This window comes from Armatimonadota bacterium (assembly GCA_031459715.1).
Taxonomy (GTDB): domain Bacteria; phylum Sysuimicrobiota; class Sysuimicrobiia; order Sysuimicrobiales; family Humicultoraceae; genus Humicultor; species Humicultor tengchongensis.
In genome coordinates, this window is record JAVKIA010000013.1 from 1 (window position 1) to 18,524 (window position 18,524).

Below are 18,524 nucleotides of genomic sequence, written 5' to 3' on the forward strand. Positions count from 1 at the left end.
TGATCCGGCCGCCCACGCTGGCGAGAGGCCGGAGGCGGGAATGGGAGGCACGGGCGAGCCCGGGGGCATGAGCGGGGCGGACGACTATACCGGGCCGCTCTGGTCGAGTTCGGAGGAAGAGGAAGGCTAGAGCCCGCTGCGCCCGTGGGGAGGTCCGCCGGGCCATCCGGCCCCGGCGGCCTCCGCCCAAGGGGCACTGCGCTTTGCTGGCAGGGTGCTCCCCAGGGCCACACGGGATCCGGGGGAGCAGTCCCCAAGCGGGTGCCGCAGCGACTGGAGGGATAGCGATGCCGGACAAGGTCCGCACGGTGGACTATTACTACATCGACGTGCCCGACAGGCCGGGAGAGGGCGCGCGCATTCTTGCCCACCTGAAGAAGTCCCGGGTCAACCTGCTGGCGGTGCACGCCTTCCCGCATGGCCGGCGCACGCAGGTGGACTTCGTCCCCGCCAACGCGGCGAGGTTCAGGGCCGCGGCCCGCGCCGCCGGCTGGAAGGTGGTCGGTCCGAAGAAGGCCTTCGTCATCCAGGGCAACGATCGGGTCGGCGCCCTGGTGGACTACTTCACCCGCCTGGGGGCAGCGAAGATTAACGTCACCGCCACCGACGCCCTGGCCGCCGGCGGCGGGCGGTTCGGCGCCATCCTCTGGGTGAAGGCCCGTGACGTGAACCGCGCGGGGAAGGTACTGGGCGTGCGCTGAGGACGGGGATCGATGCAGTCGCCAGGGAGGGCTTGGGCTCACGGCGCCGAAGGTCGCTCCACCCACTCCCGGCTGCGCTGCACCGCCCTCCTCCACCCCCGGTAGCCGGCTTCGCGCCGCTCCGTGGACCAGCGGGGCTCGAAGATGCGATCCCCGCGCCAGTTGGCGCGCAGGTCTTCCAGCCCGCCCCAGAACCCCGTGGCCAGCCCCGCCATGTAGGCGGCGCCCAGGGCCGTGGTCTCGCTCACCGTGGGACGCACCACGGGCACCCCCAGGATGTCCGCCTGGAGCTGCATCAGGAAGTCGTTGCGCACGGCCCCGCCATCTACCTTGAGCGCAGCCAGCTTGAATCCGGCGTCCCGCTCCATAGCCTCCACCACCTCGCGGGTCTGGTAGCAGATGGCTTCCAGGGTGGCGCGGACCAGGTGGCGCCGGTCGGTGTAGCGGGTCAGCCCCACGATCACCCCGCGGGCGTACATGTCCCAGTGCGGCGCGAACAGCCCGGAGAAGGCGGGCACGAAGTAGACGCCCCCGGTATCCTCCACCGACCCAGCAACAGCTTCGCTCTCCGCCGCCGTGGCGATCAGCCCCAGGTTGTCCCGCAGCCACTGCACCGCAGCCCCGGTGATGGCGATGGACCCCTCCAGGGCGTACGCCCGCTGCCTCCGGCCCAGGCTGTAGGCGGCGGTGGTCAGCAGGCCGCTCCCCGAGGGGACGATCCGCTGGCCGGTGTTCATCAGCAGGAAGTTGCCGGTACCGTAGGTGTTCTTGGTCTCTCCGGGGTCGTAGCAGGTCTGGCCGACCAGTGCCGCCTGCTGGTCGCCCAGGTCGCCACAGACCGCCACCTCCCCGCCGGCTGGCCCGTCGGAGCGCGTAGTCCCGTAGAGGTCGCTGGAGGGCCGGATGGCCGGGAGGCAGCTTCGGGAGATGCCCAGGTAGCGGAGGACTTCGTCGTCCCAGTCCAGGGCGGCCAGGTCCATGAGCATGGTCCGTGAGGCGTTGGTGCAGTCGGTGACATGCACGCCGCCCTTCGGACCGCCGGTGAGCCACCAGATCAGCCAGGTGTCCACGGTGCCGAACAGCGCCGCCCCGCGCTCCGCCAGGGTGCGCGCCCCCGGGACGTGCCCCAGGATCCAGGCCAGCTTGGGGCCGGAGAAGTACGTGGCGCTGACCAGGCCGGTGTGCTGCCGCAGGTAGGGCTCGAAGCCGTCGTCGATGATCCGCTGGCAGATCTCCCGCGTGCGCGTGTCCTGCCAGACGATGGCGTTGCAAAGGGGCGCGCCGCTTCGGCGGTCCCACAGCAGCGTGGTCTCCCGCTGGTTGGTGATGCCCAGGCCGCAGAGCTGTGCGGGTCTGACGCCGCCCTGCGCCAGGGCCTGGCGCAGGACCGCACCGGCGTTCTCCCAGATCTCCAGCGGGTCGTGCTCCACCCAGCCTGGCTGGGGGTAGATCTGCCGGTGCTCGCGGTAGGCGGTGGCCCACACCCGCCCGTCGTGGGTGAAGAGGATGCAGCGGGTACCGGTCGTCCCCTGATCCAGTGCTGCTGCGTAGCTCTGCTCAGCCACGTACACCTCCTGGTGCCTGCCTGAACGCGGACGTCATGCTGCCCCACCCCTCAGGCGAGCGCCGCGAGCCCTTCCCGCTCGCGGTACACCGTCGCCTCCCACTGTTCCCACTGGCGGCTGCGTTCGTCAGCACTCCACCCCAGCTCGGCAGCCATCAGTGCGCTGACCCGGTCCACCACACCTTTCCCGGCGTCTTCGGCCAGCACGCTCAGGCGGGTGCGCAGGAACATTACGTCGGCTAGCGTCACTGCCATCTCCTGGCGACAGGCGTAGGCCACCTCCGCCGCCAGGACGGGCAGGTCGTCGACCAGGGGGCGCAGCAGGGTGGGCTCTGCCCCGCCCAGGGCCAGGATCTCCGTCGACGTGCCGCCGTAGGAGCGCAGCAGATGCCGTTGCTGCTCCGCCGCCAGCCCGCTGCCTGCCAGAGCCTGGCGGGCCTCAGCCAGCCGCTCTGTCCCGGCAAGAGGGAGGGTGGCGGTGCGGCAGGGACGGCCTCCCCCGTCGCGACGTGCCAGCAGGTCCACGGTGTCCTCGGCCATCTGCCGGTAGGTGGTCAGCTTCCCGCCGATGATGCTCACCAGGCCGCGGGGAGACTCCACGACGGCATGCCGGCGGGAGAGGTCGGCGACGCGCCCGCCACCTGCTTCCACCAGCGGCCGCAGGCCTGCGCAGGCGCCGACCACATCTGCGCTCTCCACCCGGCGCAGGTACAGCCGGGCGTGGCGCAGGAGGTAGGCCACCTCCTCCCGGGAGGCCGCCGGCGCCTCCAGCGGTCCTGTGTACGGATCGTCGGTGGTCCCCAGCAGGGCGCGCCCTCCCCAGGGCACCACAAAGGCGATCCGCCCGTCCTCAGTCTCTGGCAGGATGAGGGCCACCTGGGCGCCGAGGACCTCCCGGCGCAGCACCAGGTGCACGCCCTTGCTGGGCCGGAGGCGAAAGGAGGGCCGGTCGTCCAGGGCGGCCACCTCCTTCGCCCACACGCCGGTGGCGTTAACCACGTGGCGGGCGCGGACCACCACGCTGCGCCCGGTGAGCCGGTCCTCGACCACTGCACCAGCCACCCGGCCCCGGTCGTGCAGTAGCGACACCGCACGGGCGTAGTTCACCGTCACGGCACCAAACCGTCGCGCCGTGGCCAGGACGGCGTGGGTCAGCCGCACGTCGTCGGCCGCAGCGTCGTATAGGAGGAAGGCGGTCTGCAGGCGGTCCGTCCGCAGGGCCGGCACCAGTGCGGCTGCCTCTGCGGCGGTCAGCCGGCGGTGACGCAGCCGGTCCGCCCGGGCAAGCCGGTCGTAGCCCCACAGGACCAGGCCGACGGCAGGCGCCGTCCAGCCGCGCAGGGGCGGCGGCAGATGCAGACCGACTGGCCGGGCCATGCGGCTGTACAGAGGCAGCAGGAAGGGCTGCGGCTGGACCAGGTGAGGGGCCAGCTGCAGCAGGCGCCCTCGTTCGCGCAGCGCCTCCGCCACCAGCCCCAGCTCGGCGCGGGCCAGGTAGCGCAGGCCGCCGTGGACCAGCTTGGTGGAACGGCTGCTGGTTCCGCTGGCGAAGTCAGCCTGCTCCACCAGCCCGACGCGGTACCCGCGGGTGGCCGCGTCCAGAGCCACCCCCGCGCCGGTGATGCCGCCCCCAATCACCAGCACGTCCACTCCGGCAGCGAGCCTGACCAGATGGTCACCGCGAGCGGTGAGGGCCATGGTCTGTGTGCGCTCCCATGCAGGTACCGACCAGGCGTGCATGAAAAAGCCCTGCCGGCTGGACTGCCTGGCAGCCGGCAGGACTTTCTCCGCAGCTCCATCCTGCCACGCCCGGGGCTACACGCTGCCGAATCCTTTCTACCCGGCGCGCGGCCTCTCCTGCCCGGCCGGGCACAGGAGCGTCCCACGCCGGCCGAGAACTCAGCTGTGCTGTGACCTCCCCTCAGGATCCCTGGAGCCCGCTGCGCACCCGCCCGATTATCGCGGCGATTCGCACCGACGCCGTCGTGCCCGCGGCCATGGCCGCGCCGGTGGCGACGGCCTTCCTCCTCACCGGAAGTGTCGTCTCCCTTCCCGGTTTGGTGGGGCGCCTGGTCCAGTCGGGCAAGCAGGTGCTGGTGCACCTGGACCTCACCGAAGGCCTATCGGCGGACCGCGCGGCCGTGCAGTTCGTCCGCTCCATCCCCGGGATCGCCGGCATCATCACCACCCGCGGCCACCTCATCCACGCCGCGCGTCAGGAGGGGCTGCTGGCGGTGCTGCGGGTCTTCATGCTGGATTCAGCCTCCCTGGACACCGCTGCGAAGATGATGCGCTCCTGCGCTCCGGATGCGGTGGAGATCCTGCCCGGCCTGATATACCCGGCGCTCTCCGCCCAAATCCGCACCTGGAACATCCCGGTAATCGCCGGGGGGTTCATCCGCACGCGGGAGGAAGTACAGGCCGTCCTGCGCGCGGGAGCGCTGGCCATCTCCACCAGCACCCGCAACCTGTGGGCCCTGGATCTGACCGCCGGGAAGGCAGCCCCCGGCTAGGGCCCCAAGAATCGAGCCCCTTTATCATCATCCCCTGCTGTGCGCTGCTGGGGCTGCGCTGGAGGCTGGCCAGAGCCCTCGCTCCGTGTTATTTATAAGACGGTAGACAATCTGCGGCTGTGGTGGGACAGAGATTCGGAGAGAGTCCTGCCGGCGTGGAGTTGGGCCGGCGGGATTTGTTCTTAAAGGGGGTGATGGCGATCGCATGACGGGCGTATGGGGCGTACGCACGGGCTGGACCTCTCTTGCCACACGCTTGCGACGCAAGAAAGGGGGTGGAACCGTGAAGTTGGGGCGTGCAGGACTAATGCTGATGGCGATGCTGGCACTGCTCTCCGCCGGCGGTGCGGCCTACGCCCAGGGCCCTGTAAAGATTACCCTCTGGCATGCCATGGGCGGGGCGCGATATGAAGCGATCACCAAGGGTATCGCCGAAGGGTTCAACCGGGCCTATCCCAACTACACGCTGGAGCCTCTCTTTACCGGTAGCTACGCGGAGACGCTGACGAAGGCCATCGCCGCTATCCGGGCAGGCAATCCGCCGCACATCGTCCAGGTCTATGAGGTGGGAACCCAGACGATGATCGACAGCGGTGCCATCATCCCGGTGACCGACCTCGTCCCGCCCGGGGAGATCAATTTCGCGGACTATATCGATCCGATCCTCAAGTATTACACCGTGCGAGGGAAACTGTACTCAATGCCGTTCAACTCCTCCACGGCCATCCTCTATTACAACAAGGATATCTTCCGCAAGGCTGGACTGGATCCAGAGCGACCGCCTCAGACCTTTGACGAGCTGGAGCAGATGGGTCGGCAGATCCTGCGCAGTGGTGTGGCGCGCGGTGCCGTCACCTTCGGGTGGCCCGCCTGGATCTTCGAGCAAATGTTTGCCTACCACAACAAGTACTACGCCAACAACGAGAACGGCCGAGCGGCGCGTGCGTCAAAGGTCCTCTTCGATCAACCCTTCGGCGTCTATCTGGCTTCTCGCTGGGCGACGTGGGCCAGGGAAGGACTGCTCGTGTACGGCGGCCGAGAGTACGCGCCCAATCGGGCGTTCCTCGCGGGCGAAGTGGCGATGCTGATGCAGTCGACCTCGCAGGTCAGCACCATCGAGCGCGGGGCCAAGTTTGCGGTGGGCACGGCCTTCCTACCACGCATTCCCGGACAGCCTCGCGGCAAGTCGGTGATCGGTGGAGCGTCGCTATGGGTGTTGAAAGGACGCGGGCGTTCCAGGAGCGAACTGGATGCCATCGTGGCCTTCTTCAAGTACCTGAACCAGCCGACCCAGACGGCGCAATGGCACCGCGATACGGGATACTTCCCGGCCACGCAATCTGCGGTCAGGCTGCTGGAGTCCGAGGGCTGGTTTGCCAAGAACCCCAACTTCCTGACTGCATTTAAGCAGATCCAGCTCGGCCCGGACACCGGAGCGACCCGGGGCGTGTTGCTGGGGAATTTCGTCCAGATCCGCGACATCACCGACACCATGCTGGAGCGAATCTTCAGCGGCCGGATGACTCCGGCAGAAGCGGTGCGCCTGGCAGCAGATGAAGCCAACAAGGTGCTGGACGAGTACCTCAAGACCTACAAGTAGCAGGGCCGTCGGCCCCATGGACTGCGGCCAGCGGCCTGCTCCTGGCTGGTGAGAGCGTGGAAGGGCATTTCCCCGATCGCGGCTTGCCCTATCTGTTGGTGGCGCCGTCTGTGGCTATAGTTCTAATTTTCCTGCTGATCCCCTCGGGAGAGGCTCTCCTCCAGAGCCTCTCCCGCATCAACCCCTTCACCGGAGCGGGGAGATTCGTAGGCCTGGAGAACTTCACCAGCCTGCTGGCCTCGGAGGAGTACCGTCACAGCATCCGGGTTAGCGTCCTGTTCACGGCTGGCACGGTGCTGCTCAGCCTGAGCGCGTCACTGGCCATGGCGGCGCTGGTGAACCGGAGCCTGCGGGGAATTGGCATCTACCGGACAGCCCTCATCTGGCCGTATGCACTCTCCCCTGCCGTGGCTGGAACCATCTGGGCACTGCTCTTTGAGCCCTCCACGGGCCTCATCACTTTCGCGCTGCGCGAGATGACGGGCGCAGCGCCCAACTGGATGATGAGCGGTAGCCTGGCCCTCCTGGTCGTTATCCTGGCGGCGGCCTGGAAACTCCTCGGCTACAACATCATGTTCTTCTTGGCCGGCCTGCAGGCGGTGCCGGAAGAGCTGGCGGAGGCGGCCGCGGTTGATGGCGCCTCAGCCTGGCACCGCTTCTGGGCGGTGACATTTCCCTTGCTGTCGCCGGTGACATTCTTCCTGCTCATCACTAACTCCCTGTATGCCTTCTTTGAAGTCTTCGGGCTGATCGACGTGTTGACACAGGGCGGGCCGGCCCGTGCCACCGACGTCCTGGTGTACAAGCTCTACCGGGATGGGTTCGTCAGTATCAACTGGGGTCAGGCTTCAGCACAGTCGGTGCTCCTCTTTGTCCTGGTGGCTGCGCTCACTGTGCTCCAGTTCCGCTACGCCGGGCGGAGGGTCTTCTACACGTGAGTGCAGTGGGAGACAAGGTGGCTACAGGTGCTCTGCCCCTGCGGAGAGCTGCTTACCACCCGCTGCGGCTCCTTCGGGTCGCACGCCTGATCCTGCTGCACTTGCTGCTCATCATAGCGGCACTGGTTGTCATCTTCCCTGTTTACTACGCTATCGTGGTCAGTACCCATACCTTTCAGGAAGTGTTCAGCTACCCGCCGAAACTGCTTCCGGGGGATGCGCTGCTGGCGAACTACGCCGCCGCGTGGCGGAAAGTGGGCATGGGCAGGCTGCTTCTGAACAGCACCGGCATTTCGCTCCTCGTCCCCCTGGGGAAGATCGTGTTTTCCGTGCTCGCGGCGTTTGCCTTCACCTATTTCCGCGGCTTTCGGGCCAGGGGCTTCTTCTTCGTGCTTATCCTGATCACCCACATGCTGCCCCTGCCGGTGCGCATCGTCCCTACCTACCAGCTCATGCAGCGACTGGGCTGGATCAACACCTATACCGCCCTCACCGTCCCATTCTTCGCCAGCGCCACCGGCACCCTCCTATTTCGTCAGTTCTTCCTGACCGTTCCGGCCTCGCTGTCAGAGGCGGCACGCATTGATGGGGCTGGGCCGCTTCGCTTCCTGCTGCAGATCCTGCTGCCACTTTCCCGCAACAACCTGGCCGCGCTCTTCATGGTGGAGTTTGTGTACATGTGGAACCAGTACCTGTGGCCTCTCATCGTCACCACTTCCCACGAGATGCGGGTGGTGCAGATTGGCATCAAGATGCTGGTGGCCACGGACGCCCAGGCGGAATGGAACGTGATCATGGCTGGCGTCATGATGGCCATGCTTCCCCCGCTGGTGGTGCTGCTGCTCCTGCAACGAAGCTTCGTGCAGAGTATCAGTCTGGGGCAGGAGAAGTAGGTCGCCCTAGGGGGATGCCGGGAGCACCTGAGAGACGCATTCAAGGATGTAGTCCGGTCGCGGCTGTGCCGCCAGCGCGGCCTCGCGGGTGGTGACCCCCGTCAGCACCACCGCTGTGGCCATGCCCACGGCCAGGCCCAGGGCATGATCGGTCTCCAGGCGGTCTCCCACCAGCAGGGAGTCGGCAGGCGCGGTGCCCAGACGCTGCAGAAGGACACGCCCCATGATTGGTGATGGCTTGCCCACCACGGTCTCCACCTGCCGTCCGCTGCTGGCTTCAAGCGCTGCAATGACCGCGCCACAGTCGGGGAGGCCTCCGTCCGGTGTGGGGCAGTAGGCATCCTGGTTAGTGGCGATGAAGCGAGCTCCGGCGCGCAGCGCGTCAAAACCGATCTTCAGCTTGCGGTAGTCGAAGGTTCGGTCGAAGGAGGCGACTACGTAGTCCACCCGGTGGGGATCCTCTGTCAGGCTGAAGCCCGCCGCGCGCAACTCCCTTTTCACCGACTCTTCGCCTATGACGAAAAGAGACGCGCCAGGGGCGGTGGCTAGCAGGTAGTGCACCAGCACCAGCGAGGAGTTTATCACGTCATCGGGCGGCGTGGGGATTCCCAGGCGGGTCAACTTGTCCGCATACTCCGAGCGTGTCCGCAGCGGGTTGTTGGAGAGAAAGGCGACGCGCGCGCCGGCTTGGCGAAGCGCTGCCACGGTCTCCGCAGCTCCCGGCAACAGCGTGTCGCCCAGGTAGATGGTGCCGTCGAGGTCGAAGGCGTATCCTGAGTACAGACGGGCCGGCCGCAGTGGTGGTCTTCCCATATCAGTTACCTATCGCGCCAGGGCGCGCAGAGTTCAAGTTCCTTCCGCCGATGACGGGTTCCTGTCTACGCCTCTGAGGCTACTGGTCACACCCCGCTTCCCGTGGTATAAGAGACATGGACAATTTGTGGCTGTGGTGGGACGGAGATTCGGAGAGAGTCCTGCCGGTGCAGCAGGGGGGCCCGGCGGGATTTTCTCTTTGACGGGGGTGGATGATGAAGGTCCGATGGGTAACTGCCGTATGCCTGACGGCGCTGCTGGCACTGGCCTCGCCGCCCGTGTACGCCCAGCGCGTCACTATCGAGTTCTGGCACGCCATGCGCGGCCCGCTGGGTGAGTCCCTGGAGGGGATCGCCTCCCGGTTCAACGCCGCGCAGACCCGGTTCCGGGTCAACCCCACGTTCAAGGGGTCGTATCCGGAGACCATGGTGGCGGCCATCGCCGCGTTCCGCGCGGGCAATGCACCGCACATCGTGCAGATGTTCGAGGTCGGTACCGCCACCATGATGGCCGCCGGTCCGGCCATCAAGCCCGTCTACCAGCTCTTCAAGGAGGCGGGCCTGCCGTTTGACCCTACCATCTACCTGCCGGCCGTCCGCGGGTACTACAGCGACGCCGCCGGTCGCATGGTGGCCATGCCCTTCAACAGCTCCACCCCGGTCCTCTGGTACAACAAGGACGCCTTCCGCAAGGCCGGGCTGGACCCCAACGTCCCACCGCAGACCTGGGCTCAGGTGCGGGCGGCGGCGCAGCGCATCCGTGCGGCCAATGCCGCTCCCTGCGGCCTCTCCACGGCCTGGCCGACCTGGGTGCAGTTTGAGAACTTCGGCGCTATCCACGACGTGCCGTTTGCCACCAGGGCCAACGGCTTCGAGGGCTTCGACGCCGAGCTGACCATCAACGGTCCCCTCTACGTACGCCACCTGCAGTTCCTGGTGGACATGCTCAAAGAGGGCTCGTTCAAGTACGGCGGGCGGGATGCGGCCGGCGATTCCCTCTTCCCGTCCGGGGAGTGCGCCATGCTCACCGCCTCTTCGGCGCTGTTTGGGCGGATTTCCCGCGAGGCCAAGTTCGACTGGGGGATCACCTTCCTCCCCTACTACGACGACGTCAAGGGCGCGCCCAAGAACTCCATCATCGGCGGCGCGGCCTTCTGGGTGATGACCTCGCCGCGGCGGACGGCTGACGAGTACCGCGGGGTGGCCGAGTTCTTCCGGTTCCTGAGCTCCTCGGAGGAGACGGCCAAGTGGCACCAGGAGACCGGTTACGTGCCCATCACCTACACGGGGATGCAGCTGGCCATGGCCACCGGCTACTACCAGCGGTTCCCCTGGGCGGAGTTGCCCATCAAGCAGCTCACCCGTACCCCACCCACCAAGAACTCCAAGGGGCTGCGCCTGGGGAACATGCCGGAGATCCGGGTGGTCATCTACGAGGAGGTGGAGAAGGCGTTCCAGGGGCAGCAGACTGCCAGGCAGGCGCTGGACAACGCGGTGCGCCGCGGCAACGAGATCCTGCGCCGCTTCCAGCAAACGGTGGGACAGTGATCCCCGGTCCGCGGATCTGAGGGAGGTCCGGACGGCCCCGCCTGCGAAAGGTTTGCCGGCGGGGCCGTCTGGCGTGGTGCCCCGCTCCGCACCATGACCCGCCGCGCCATCTTCCCCGGCCGCCTGCTGCCCTACCTCCTGGTGGCGCCGCAGCTGGCGGTGGTACTGGTCTTCTTCTACTGGCCGGCCGTCCAGGCCGTCCTCCAGTCCACCCTGCGGCAGGACCCCTTCGGCCTGCGCACCGAGTTCGTCTGGTTCGACAACTTCCGGCGAATACTCGCTGACCCGTTCTACCTGGGGGCGCTGCGCACCACCTTCGTCTTCTCCACCGCCGTGGTCCTGCTGGCCATGTCCGCCGGGCTGCTCCTGGCGGCGACGGCAGACAGACAGATCCGCGGCGCCACCGTCTACAAGACCCTGCTCATCTGGCCGTACGCGGTGGCACCGGCGGTGGCCGCCGCGCTGTGGCTGTTCATCTTTCATCCGTCCATTGGATTGCTGGGGCGGGCGCTGGTGCGCGCGGGAATCCCCTGGGACTACACGTTGAAGGGGACGCACGCCCTGCTGCTGGTCATCCTGGCCTCGGCGTGGAGGCAGGTCTCCTACAACTTCATCTTCTTCCTGGCCGGGTTGCAGTCCATTCCCCCCTCGCTGCTGGAGGCGGCGGCGGTGGATGGGGCGGGCGGACGGCAGCGCTTCTGGAAGGTGACCTTCCCTATGCTCTCGCCGACCACGTTCTTCCTCCTCATCGTCAACGTGATCTACGCCTTCTTCGACACATTCGGGGTCATCCACTCGCTGACCCGCGGCGGCCCGGGCAAGGCCACGGAGACGCTAATTTACAAAGTCTACACCGACGGGGTGATCAACCTGGACCTGGGCGGCTCGTCCGCGCAGTCGGTGGTCCTGCTCCTGGTGGTGATCACCCTTACGGCTCTCCAGTTCAAGTACATCGAGCGGCGGGTGTACTACTGATGGCGCGGCGCTGGCGGCGGAGCGACTGGGGGACCCACCTGATCCTGCTTTTGGGAGTGGCCGTCTTCGCCTTCCCCGTGTACCTGGCCTTCGTCGGCTCCACCCACGACCTGGGGACGGTGAGCCGGGGGGAGATGGGGCTGCTCCCCGGCCCCCGCCTGGCGCAGAACTACGTCCAGGCCTGGAGCACGGGCAGCGGGGAGCGCATCCGGGGGGCGCCGGTGCGACAGATGATGCGCAACAGCCTGATCATGGCCCTGACCATCTCTACGGGGAAGATCGCCATCTCTTTGCTCTCGGCCTTCGCCGTGGTCTTCTTCCAGTTTCCCCTGCGCATGTTCTTCTTCTGGATGATCTTCGTCACCCTGATGCTGCCGGTGGAGGTGCGCATCATCCCCACGTTTAAGGTGGTCTCTGACCTGGGCCTGATCAACACCTTTCCCGGGCTTACCGTCCCCCTCATCGCCTCTGCCACAGCCACCCTCATCTTCCGCCAGTTCTTCCTCACCGTGCCTGACGAGCTGGTGGACGCGGCCAAGGTGGACGGCGCCGGGCCCATGCGCTTCTTCTGGAGCATCCTCCTGCCGCTCTCCTCCACCACCATCGCCGCCCTCTTCGTCATCCTCTTCATCTACGGCTGGAACCAGTACCTCTGGCCCCTGCTTATTACCACCAGCCAGCGCATGGAGACGGTGGTCATCGGCATCACCAAGATGATCGGCACAGGGGAGGCCCTGGTGGACTGGCCCATCATCATGGCCACGGCCCTGCTGGCCATGCTCCCCCCGGTGGCGGTGGTGGTGGTCATGCAGCGGTGGTTCGTCAAGGGGCTGACCGAGACGGAGAAATGAGCGGCGCCGCCCGGCGCCCCGTGCATATCATCGCCCACCGGGGTGCGTCCGCCGAGGCGCCGGAGAACACCGCGGTGGCATTTCGCCGGGCCCTGGCCACCGGCGTGGACGGCGTAGAGCTGGACGTGCACCTCTCCAGCGACGGGGTGCCGGTGGTCATCCACGACCATCTCCTGGAGCGGACCACGGACGGCCGGGGTCCGGTGGGTACGCTGCCGCTGGCGGCGCTGCGGCGGCTGGATGCGGGGCGGTGGTTCGCCGAAGAGTTTGCCGGCGAGCGCATCCCCACGCTGGCCGAGGCGCTGGCGCTCCTGCGCCCGGTGCGTGTGATCGTGGAGCTCAAACCCGGCCCGCTGCCCTCTGCGGAGATAGCCGGGCGGGTGGCTGCGGTCATCAGCGCATCCGGGCACCCTGCGGTCACGGTCTCCTCCTTCGATCACCCGCTGCTGCTGGAGGTGCGCGCCCACCTGCCGAAGGTGCCCAGGGCGGTTCTCTACGTAGCCCGGCCCGTGGATCCGCTGCGGCTGGCCCGGGATGCCGGTGCCGACCTGCTACACCCGCACTGGTCGCTGCTGTCCTCGGACGTGGTGGAGGCGGCGCATGCCGCCGGGCTGGGGGTGGAGACCTGGGTCGTCGACGATCCGGAGGAGATGGCCCGTGTGGTGGCCATGGGGGTCGACGGGGTGATGACCAACCACCCACAGCGGCTGCGGACGGTCCTGGCTGGTCTGCGTTTCCCCCTCCCGCCTCCGGCGAGAACCTGAAAAGCCCGTCTTCCCGAGCAGCGGAGTCCATGCACCAGGCGGGCCGGGTCGGGCTTCCGCTGCGAGATGGCCATGTGTGCGTAGAATTGATACCAGCCGGGCGAGGAGTGCCGGTCAGTGTGCCGTCCGGATCGAAGAGGACGGCGCGGAGGTGGAAAGGCAGGCAGATGAGGGCGGAGACCCTGCGCGCCGCCGTGGGGCGGGCGCTGGTGTTGGGCCGTCTGCGGTATGTCGATCGCTGGCTCACTGCGCAGCCGGGGACCATCCGCGCCAACGCCCGCACCGACTTCATCTCCGCGGCGCTCTTCGGGGCCTTCGGGGGCCTGACCATCCCGTTCATCCCGGTGATGGGGCGCCGGCTGGGGGCCTCTCCTCTAGAGGTATCGCTGCTGGTCGCCGCCTCTGCCCTGGCCATGCTCCTCTCGCTGCTGTGGGTGCGCCTCCTGCGGGCGGCGGATCCGGTGCGCCTAGTGGTGTGGACGCAGTCGGTGGGCCGGGGGCTCTTCCTGCTCATGCCTTTCGTCCGCACCCCGGGCCTGTATCTGGCGCTGGTCCTCCTCTACCACGGTGTGGCTTCGGCGGCCGCCCTGGGCTATGCCGAGGTGATGGGCGCGGTCTACCCGCAGGATCTGCGCGCCCGCATCATGGCCATGGTGCGCACAGGCATGGCCGCGGCCTGGATCGGTGCCGCGCTGCTGGGTGGGCGGATCATGCAGGCGGTGCCCTTTCAAGTCGTCTTCGCCGGGGCCGCGGCCTTCGGCGTGGCCGGTGCCCAGGCGTTCGGCCGCATGCGCCTCCCGCTGCGGCGGGAGACGCTGGAGCGCCCGGCGGCCGGCGCGGCCTGGAGGGCACTGCGCCAGGACTGGCGCTTTCGCCGTTTCCTGGGGGCGTTCTTCGTGTTCGGCTTCGGTGCCTGGCTGATGGGGCCGGCGGTCCCGCTGCTTTTGGTAGACGTGCTGCACGCTTCCAACTTCCAGGTCGGTCTGCTGGGCGCCGTCACCTCGGGGGCCTGGCTCGTGGCCTACTACCGGTGGGGCCGAGTGATCGATCAGCGCAGCGCCCCAGGGGCCCTCGTCCTGGTCTTCCTCGTGGGCACCCTCACGCCGCTGGTCTACCTCCTGGCTACAAGCCCCTGGGTGGTAATGCTGGCCGGCGCCAGCGATGGGGTCGTCTCGGCCGGGGTGGACCTGGGATGGCTGACGGCGCTGCTGAGTTTCGCCCCGGCGGGCCAGGTGGTCCACTACGTGGCCATCTTCAACACGCTGGTGGGCGTGCGCGGCTCCACGGCGCCGCTGCTCGCCGGCCTGCTCATCCCGCGCCTGGGTGTGCGCGCCATCTTCGCCCTGGCGGCGGCCTGCACCCTCTCCGGGGCGCTGCTGATGCGCCGGGCGGCACGGGAAGGCGCGCAGCCCGGCCCTTCCCGGTGATGGGGTGAGGGCGGGGCAGCGGAGGCCACCCTGGCGCGGGCCCGTACCGTCCCTGCTTCCCCACAGCTCCGGCATGCGTGCGGGAGGCCGGGGAGGTACAATGCACTTCGACGGAGTCCCTCGGCCCATGTGGCACCGACTGTCCGTCACCGCCTGCCTGGCCTGTGTCGTCGTCCTAGGCATGCTCCACCTGCCGGGAACCTCACCTCCGGTGTGGGCGGAGATGCCGGGGGTGGGCGGCTTTCGCGTGCTCTTCGAAGCGGACAGCGCCTACCACCACGTGGTCGTGGTGGAGGATGCCGTGGCCCGGTACCTGCGCTTCGACCGCTCCTTCCAGAGCGGGATGTACCTGCAGGACCCGTTCGACAGCCCCTTCCTCTACGCCGCCTACGCGCACCTCGGCCTGATCTTCCGCCCGCAGGCAGGGATAGTGCTGGTGGTGGGCCTGGGCGGTGGGTCCATTCCCAAGCGGTTCTGGCGCGACTACCGGGAGATGACGGTGGAGGTGGCCGAGCTGGACCCGATGGTGGTGGACGTGGCCAACAAGTTCTTCGGCCTGCCGGCGGACTTGCGCCTGCGGGTCGTGGTGCAGGATGGCCGCCGCTTCCTGAGGCAGAGTGCGCGGCGCTACGACATCATCATCCTGGACGCCTACTTCGCCGAGTCAATTCCCTTCCACCTGACCACGCGGGAGTTCATGCAGCTGGCGCGGGCGCGCCTGGCGTCGGGAGGAATCGTCCTCTCCAACCTGATCGGCGCGCTGCAGGGCCCCCGCAGCCGTCTCTTCCGCGCCATGTACCGGACCATGGGGGAGGTCTTTCCTGGCCTCTACCTCTTCCCCACCGCCTTCCGTCCCTACGAGGATGCAGACGTCATCCGCAACATCATCGTGGTGGCCTCGCAGGAGCGGGGGCTGGGCCGGGACGAGATCCTGCGGCGCGCGCGGGCCCTGGCCACCCGGGTGACGTACCGGGACTTTGTCAAGTACGCCGCCGACTACTACGCGGCCGCGATCCCGGTGGCGGATGTCCCTGTGCTCACCGACGACTACGCGCCTGTGGATTCGCTGGTGCCGCTGTACCGCTGGTCCCCGCCCTGGCCATGAGGGCCGAGTTGTCTCCCGGGGTTCTGGTCGCAGCGCTGGCCGGGGTTCTGGTCGCAGCGCTGGCCGTTCCCCCGCCGCCTGCAGGCTGGGCGATGGTTCTGGAGATCGCCCCCGGCAGCATCGTGCAGGGACAGGCGGTACGCGTGCGGGTGCGTACCGCCGCGTCGCCAGCGGTCTTGCTGGTGGGAGACCGGAGGGTCCCCCTGCATCGCGTAGCCGGCAGGTACCAGGCCTTCGTGGGCACGAGCCCGCTGACCAGGCCGGGCAGGGTCAGGGTGGAGGTCGTGCTGTCCGGTCCGGGCAGGGCTGCCGCCCGGGCGCACTTCGTCGTTCGGGCAGGCACCTTTGGCGTGCGCCGGCTGCAGGTGCTGCCCGGCCTGCTGGACCCCGCGCTGGCGGAGCGAGAGCGGCGGCGGGTCGCGGCGGCCACCAGCCGGCCGCTGTCGGCGCCGCTGTGGCGCGGCGTCTTCCGCAGGCCCGTGGTCGGGCCGGTCACTTCCGCCTACGGAGTGCGCAGCGTCTACAACGGTCTCCCCCGGGGCCACCACCTGGGCGTGGACTTACGGGCGGCCGCGGGGACGCCCGTGCGTGCGGCGCACGACGGCCTGGTCACTCTGGCGGAGGCGCTGCCGCTCAGCGGCCACACCGTCATCCTCGACCACGGTGCCGGGATCTTCACCACCTACCAGCACCTCGCCGCCGTGACCGTGCGCCCCGGTCAGCGGGTGCGGCAGGGACATGTGCTGGGGCGGGTGGGCTCGACAGGGTTGAGTACGGCGCCCCACCTGCACTGGGGGATGCGCGTCCACGGAGTCCGGGTGGATCCGCTCCCCTGGACGATGGCGGGTCCACTGACGGAGCCGTAGAACCATGGAGGGAGGTTATGAGTGAGGCGGCGGACCGGCCCCACCTGGATGAGCAGCTGGTCAGGGTTCCCGCGGGGCCGGTGACCCTGGAAGGGAACCTGGCCGTTCCCCCCAAGGCGCAGGCCCTGGTGCTCTTCGCCCACGGCAGCGGGAGCAGCCGGCACAGCCCGCGTAACCGCTTCGTCGCCCGCGTGCTCACCGAGGCCGGGCTGGCCACGCTGCTTACCGACCTCCTTACGGCCGCCGAGGAGGAGGTGGACACCGTGACGCGGCACCTGCGCTTCGACATCCCCCTGCTGGCGCAGCGCCTGGTGGCCATCACCGACTGGCTGGCCGCCCAGCCCCAGATCCAGTCCATGCGGATCGGCTACTTCGGCGCCAGCACCGGAGCGGCCGCCGCCCTGATCGCAGCCGCGGACCGCCCGCAGGCCATTGGGGCCATCGTCTCCCGCGGCGGACGCCCCGACCTGGCCGGTGCCGCTCTGGGCCGCGTGCGTGCTCCCACCCTCTTCATCGTGGGCGGCCAGGACCTTCCGGTGTTGGAGCTGAACCGGGAGGCCTTGCGCCAGCTACGGGCGGAGGCGCAACTGGTGGTGGTGCCCGGAGCCACGCACCTCTTTTCCGAGCCGGGAGCGCTGGAGGAGGTGGCGCGGCTCTCCGCTGCGTGGTTCACCCGGTACCTGGCGGGCTGAGGGTGCAGCGGGCGTCCCGGTGTGGTGGGCACGGTGTGGGCGCGCTGCCGGCCCGCTGCGGATGGTAGGCTGGTGAAGGAGGGGTGGCTGATGGGCGGCGGGTTTCGACTGGGGCGGCTGGTGGGAATTCCCATCTTCATCCACTCCTCCTGGTTCATTGCGCTTTGGGTGCTCTCCTGGTCCCTGGCCGTAGCCTACTACCCGCAGGAGTTCCCAGGCCTGCTCTCCCCCACCTACTGGGCCATGGGCATCATCTCCGCGCTTTTACTCTTTGGCTCGGTGCTGGTGCACGAGCTCGGCCACGCCCTCATCGCCCGTCGCCACGGGGTGCGCACCCGCAACATCACCCTCTTCATGTTCGGCGGCGTAGCCCAGATCGCTGCGGAGCCGCCCACCGCTGAGGCGGAGCTGGCCATCGCTGCGGCCGGACCGCTGACCAGCTATGGGCTGGCGGGGTTGCTCTGGGTGGGGGGCCGCCTGGCCGCGGGCACAGCCCTGGGGGCGATGGTGAGCTACCTGGCCTTCATCAACCTGTTGCTGGCCACCTTCAACCTGATCCCGGGGTTTCCCCTGGATGGGGGGCGGATGCTGCGGGCGTGGCTGTGGCGGCGTGGCGGCGACCTGGAGCGAGCCACCCGCACCGCTGCCCAGGGAGGTCAGGTGGTGGCCGTGCTCTTCATCGGGCTGGGCCTGGTGCAGATCTTCCGCGGGGCGTTCGTGGGCGGGCTCTGGCTGGTGTTGATCGGGTGGTTCCTGCAGGCAGCGGCCCAGGCGGGTTACCAGCAGGTCCTGCTGCGGCGCGCCCTGGGCGGTGTGCGGGTGGGGGAGATCATGACCCGGGACCTGCACACCATCGACCCCAACCTCACCGTGGAGGAGGCCATCGCCGAGTACTTCATCCCCCTGAAGCACGGCGGGTTCCCCGTGGTGTACGGGGAGCGGCTCCTTGGCGTGGTCACCCTGCAGGACGTGCGGGCGGTGCCACGGGAGGCGCGGGGGGAGCGGCGGGTGCGCGATGTGATGACGCCTTCCGCCAGCCTGAAGACGGTCCGCCCTTCCACGTCCGCCTACCAGGCATTCACCTGCATGGGGCAGGAGCAGATCGGGCGCCTGCTGGTGACCGACGAGGCCGGGTCGCTGGTAGGCATCATTACGCGCAGCGACCTGCTGCACGTCATCCGGGTCTACACGGAGTTCGGGGACTTAGGCGAGGAGAAGCCGGCCAGACCGCGCTGAACCCTGCCGGCGGGGCGCGCTGCATCCCGTCGGCTCCAC

General features: G+C 68.4%; 17 protein-coding genes. 14 read left to right on the plus strand and 3 right to left on the minus strand.

Annotated features, from left to right (window positions below):
- The first annotated feature begins 287 nt into the window (after nt 1-287).
- Nucleotides 288-701 carry a hypothetical protein gene (locus QN152_06685; GenBank protein ID MDR7539204.1) on the plus strand — a complete coding sequence of 138 codons (414 nt, stop codon included), beginning with the start codon at nt 288-290 and terminating at the stop codon, nt 699-701.
- Nucleotides 702-739: 38 nt separating this feature from the next.
- On the opposite strand, the gene glpK is transcribed toward QN152_06685, so the two are convergent.
- Entirely contained in the window at nt 740-2,266 is a 1,527-nt protein-coding gene (gene glpK, locus QN152_06690; GenBank protein ID MDR7539205.1) for a glycerol kinase GlpK, read from the minus strand.
- 50 nt (nt 2,267-2,316) lie between these two features.
- Nucleotides 2,317-3,963, minus strand: coding sequence for a glycerol-3-phosphate dehydrogenase/oxidase (locus tag QN152_06695; protein MDR7539206.1), 1,647 nt, complete (start codon nt 3,961-3,963; stop codon nt 2,317-2,319).
- A gap of 212 nt (nt 3,964-4,175) precedes the next feature.
- On the opposite strand from QN152_06695, the gene QN152_06700 reads away from it, so the two are divergent.
- The 4 genes from QN152_06700 (at nt 4,176) to QN152_06715 (ending at nt 8,209) form a co-directional block, all read left to right on the plus strand.
- On the plus strand, nt 4,176-4,778 hold the full coding sequence (locus tag QN152_06700; GenBank protein ID MDR7539207.1) for a glycerol-3-phosphate responsive antiterminator: 603 nt from the start codon (nt 4,176-4,178) through the stop codon (nt 4,776-4,778).
- A gap of 307 nt (nt 4,779-5,085) precedes the next feature.
- A complete protein-coding gene (locus QN152_06705; GenBank protein MDR7539208.1) occupies nt 5,086-6,378 on the plus strand; it encodes an ABC transporter substrate-binding protein in 1,293 nt (430 codons plus the stop codon).
- Nucleotides 6,379-6,434: 56 nt separating this feature from the next.
- Entirely contained in the window at nt 6,435-7,316 is an 882-nt protein-coding gene (locus QN152_06710; protein ID MDR7539209.1) for a sugar ABC transporter permease, read from the plus strand.
- Nucleotides 7,313-8,209 (plus strand): ABC transporter permease subunit, encoded by an 897-nt coding sequence (locus QN152_06715; GenBank protein ID MDR7539210.1) that lies wholly within the window; start codon nt 7,313-7,315, stop codon nt 8,207-8,209. The genes QN152_06710 and QN152_06715 overlap by 4 nt, the downstream gene beginning before the upstream one ends.
- A 6-nt stretch (nt 8,210-8,215) precedes the next feature.
- On the opposite strand, the gene QN152_06720 is transcribed toward QN152_06715, so the two are convergent.
- Nucleotides 8,216-9,022, minus strand: a complete 807-nt coding sequence (locus QN152_06720) for an HAD-IIA family hydrolase (protein MDR7539211.1) — start codon at nt 9,020-9,022, stop codon at nt 8,216-8,218.
- Nucleotides 9,023-9,234: 212 nt separating this feature from the next.
- Between QN152_06720 and ugpB the strand changes: the two genes are divergently transcribed.
- The 9 genes from ugpB to QN152_06765 all read left to right on the plus strand — a co-directional run bounded on the left by ugpB (nt 9,235) and on the right by QN152_06765 (nt 18,485).
- Nucleotides 9,235-10,569 (plus strand): sn-glycerol-3-phosphate ABC transporter substrate-binding protein UgpB, encoded by a 1,335-nt coding sequence (gene ugpB / locus QN152_06725; protein ID MDR7539212.1) that lies wholly within the window; start codon nt 9,235-9,237, stop codon nt 10,567-10,569.
- Between the two features lie 93 nt (nt 10,570-10,662).
- Complete coding sequence (gene ugpA / locus QN152_06730) at nt 10,663-11,544, plus strand: sn-glycerol-3-phosphate ABC transporter permease UgpA (protein MDR7539213.1); 882 nt, start codon at nt 10,663-10,665, stop codon at nt 11,542-11,544.
- The gene (gene ugpE, locus QN152_06735; protein ID MDR7539214.1) at nt 11,544-12,395 is read left to right on the plus strand and encodes a sn-glycerol-3-phosphate ABC transporter permease UgpE; all 852 of its coding nucleotides are present in this window, start codon (nt 11,544-11,546) and stop codon (nt 12,393-12,395) included. The genes ugpA and ugpE overlap by 1 nt, the downstream gene beginning before the upstream one ends.
- Nucleotides 12,392-13,159 carry a glycerophosphodiester phosphodiesterase family protein gene (locus QN152_06740; GenBank protein MDR7539215.1) on the plus strand — a complete coding sequence of 256 codons (768 nt, stop codon included), beginning with the start codon at nt 12,392-12,394 and terminating at the stop codon, nt 13,157-13,159. The genes ugpE and QN152_06740 overlap by 4 nt, the downstream gene beginning before the upstream one ends.
- A gap of 167 nt (nt 13,160-13,326) precedes the next feature.
- Nucleotides 13,327-14,586, plus strand: a complete 1,260-nt coding sequence (locus QN152_06745) for an MFS transporter (GenBank protein MDR7539216.1) — start codon at nt 13,327-13,329, stop codon at nt 14,584-14,586.
- Between the two features lie 127 nt (nt 14,587-14,713).
- Nucleotides 14,714-15,691: a fused MFS/spermidine synthase gene (locus tag QN152_06750; protein ID MDR7539217.1), complete on the plus strand. Its 978-nt coding sequence runs from the start codon at nt 14,714-14,716 to the stop codon at nt 15,689-15,691.
- Between the two features lie 8 nt (nt 15,692-15,699).
- A complete protein-coding gene (locus QN152_06755) occupies nt 15,700-16,557 on the plus strand; it encodes a M23 family metallopeptidase (GenBank protein ID MDR7539218.1) in 858 nt (285 codons plus the stop codon).
- A 17-nt stretch (nt 16,558-16,574) separates the two neighbouring features.
- The gene (locus QN152_06760) at nt 16,575-17,249 is read left to right on the plus strand and encodes a dienelactone hydrolase family protein (protein MDR7539219.1); all 675 of its coding nucleotides are present in this window, start codon (nt 16,575-16,577) and stop codon (nt 17,247-17,249) included.
- 72 nt (nt 17,250-17,321) lie between these two features.
- Nucleotides 17,322-18,485 carry a site-2 protease family protein gene (locus tag QN152_06765; protein ID MDR7539220.1) on the plus strand — a complete coding sequence of 388 codons (1,164 nt, stop codon included), beginning with the start codon at nt 17,322-17,324 and terminating at the stop codon, nt 18,483-18,485.
- Nucleotides 18,486-18,524 lie beyond the last annotated feature (39 nt).